The following is a 2,303-nucleotide window of genomic DNA, read 5'->3' as shown; positions in this document are numbered from 1 at the left end:
GGCGGCGGGCGGTGAGCCCTGCGTTTCGCCGACGCGGGTGCGGCACCGCAGGATGGGCCCATGAAGGCGACCCTCATCCACGGCGGCTCCGACATCCGTGTCGAGGAGGTGCCGGACCCGGTCCTGTCCGAGCCCACCGACGCCGTCGTCCGCGTCCTGCTCTCGTGCATCTGCGGCAGCGACCTGTGGGGCTACCGGCGCCCCGGGCCGCGCGACGGCGGGCCGGCCCGGATCGGGCACGAGTTCCTCGGGGTGGTCGAGGAGGTCGGTGCGGAGGTCACCACCGTGCGCCCCGGCGACGTCGTCATCGCGCCCTTCACCTGGAGCGACGGGACGTGCCCGCACTGCCTCGCGGGCGTGCACACGTCCTGCGTGCACGGCGGGATCTGGGGCAACGGGACCGACGGCGGCCAGGGCGAGGCGGTCCGGGTCCCGTGGGCCGACGGAACGCTCGTGCCCGCGCCGGTCACCCCCGACGACGAGCGGCTGCCCGCCCTGCTCACCCTCTCCGACGTCATGGGCACCGGCCACCATGCGGCGCTCGCGGCCGGCGTCCGGCCGGGATCCCACGTCGCCGTCATCGGCGACGGGGCCGTCGGGCTCTGCGGGGTGCTCGCGGCGCACCGGCTCGGCGCCGAGCGGATCGTGCTGCTGGGTCGGCACGACGACCGCATCGCGATCGGCCGGCGCTTCGGGGCCACGGACGTCGTGCCCGAGCGGGGCGACGACGCCGTCACGCGCGTGAAGGAGCTGACCGACGGGCTCGGCATCCCGCACGTCATGGAGTGCGTGGGCATGCAGTCCTCGTGGGACACCGCGGTCGCGATCGCGCGGCCCGGCGGCACCGTCGGCTACGTCGGCGTGCCCAACGGGCTGGAGTCCGGCCTGCCGATCCGGGCGATGTTCAGCGACAACATCGCGGTCCGCGGTGGCGTGGCCCCGGTCCGGGCGTACCTGCCCGAGCTCCTGGCCGACGTCCTGGACGGCACGATCGACCCGTCGCCGGTCTTCGACCTCGAGCTGTCGCTGGACGATGCGCCCGAGGGGTACGCCGCCATGGACGAGCGGCGCGCGATCAAGGCGATGCTGCGGCTGTGATGCCGGAGGCGGGTCCGGGCGGTCCGGGCCGTCCGGCGCACGACGCGTCCGGTGAACCCGGGGGGACCATGCGCGCCGTCGTCGTCGAGCGGTTCGGGGAAGCCCCCCGCGTGGCCGAGGTGCCGGACCCGGCGTGCCCGGCCGACGGCGTCGTCGTGCGCGTCGAGGCGACCGGGCTGTGCCGCAGCGACTGGCACGCCTGGATGGGTCACGATGACGGCGTGACGCTCCCGCACGTGCCGGGCCACGAGCTGGCCGGGACGGTCGTCGAGGTGGGGCCGCAGGTGCGGTCCTGGCGCGAGGGGGACCGCGTCACCGTGCCGTTCGTCTGCGCGTGCGGGACCTGCGCGGCGTGCCTCGCGGGGGAGCAGCAGGTCTGCGAGCGGCAGGAGCAACCCGGGTTCACGCACGCCGGGTCGTTCGCCGAGCGGGTCGCGCTGCACCACGCCGACGTCAACCTCGTGCGGCTGCCCGACGCCGTGAGCGCCGCGACGGCGGCCTCGCTGGGGTGCCGGTTCGCGACCGCCTACCGGGCGCTGATGGTCCACGGGCGGATCCGCGCGAACGACCGGGTCGTCGTGCACGGGTGCGGTGGCGTCGGGCTGTCGGCGGTGATGATCGCCGCGGCCGGTGGGGCGCGCGTGGTGGCGGTCGACGTGTCCCCGGCGGCGCTGGACGCCGCGCGCGACGCCGGGGCCGAGGCGGTCGTCGACGCCGCAGGCCTCAGCCCCGAGGACGTGGCCGCCCGCGTGGTCGAGGCGACCGACGGCGGGGCGCACGTCTCCGTCGACGCCCTCGGCGCGCGGGCCACGGCGGTGGCGTCGGTGCTGGGGCTGCGGCGACGCGGCCGACACGTGCAGGTCGGGCTCCTGCTCGCGGGCGACGAGCGCACGCCGCTGCCGATGGACCGCGTCATCGCATGGGAGCTCGAGCTCTACGGCAGCCACGGCATGGCGGCGCACGAGTACCCACCGATGCTCGACGCCGTCGCGGCGGGGGTGCTGCGCCCGGACCGGCTGGTGACGCGCGAGATCGGCCTGAACGAGCTCCCGGACGCGCTCGCGGCCATGGGGACCGGCGCCGGCGCTCCGGGCATGACGGTCGTCGTCCCCTGACGAGCACGGTGGCCCGGCGGCGCGGGTCGCACCGCGCCGGGTGGAGCAGCCGGCCGTCGCGGGCGTTCGCCGGGTCGCGGGGGGGGGGGG

General features: G+C 76.8%; 2 protein-coding genes. Both read left to right on the top strand.

Annotated features, from left to right (window positions below; translation table 11 throughout):
* Positions 1-60: 60 nt before the first annotated feature.
* The gene (locus N866_RS13625; RefSeq protein WP_034227272.1) at positions 61-1,098 is read left to right on the top strand and encodes a zinc-dependent alcohol dehydrogenase family protein; all 1,038 of its coding nucleotides are present in this window, start codon (positions 61-63) and stop codon (positions 1,096-1,098) included.
* A 68-nt stretch (positions 1,099-1,166) separates the two neighbouring features.
* Positions 1,167-2,213, top strand: a complete 1,047-nt coding sequence (locus tag N866_RS13620; RefSeq protein WP_034227273.1) for a zinc-dependent alcohol dehydrogenase family protein — start codon at positions 1,167-1,169, stop codon at positions 2,211-2,213.
* Positions 2,214-2,303: the final 90 nt, after the last annotated feature.

Source organism: Actinotalea ferrariae CF5-4, assembly GCF_000603945.1.
Lineage (GTDB): Bacteria > Actinomycetota > Actinomycetes > Actinomycetales > Cellulomonadaceae > Actinotalea > Actinotalea ferrariae.
Note: the sequence above shows the minus strand (reverse complement) of the source record. Positions and strands in the feature narration are given on the sequence as shown.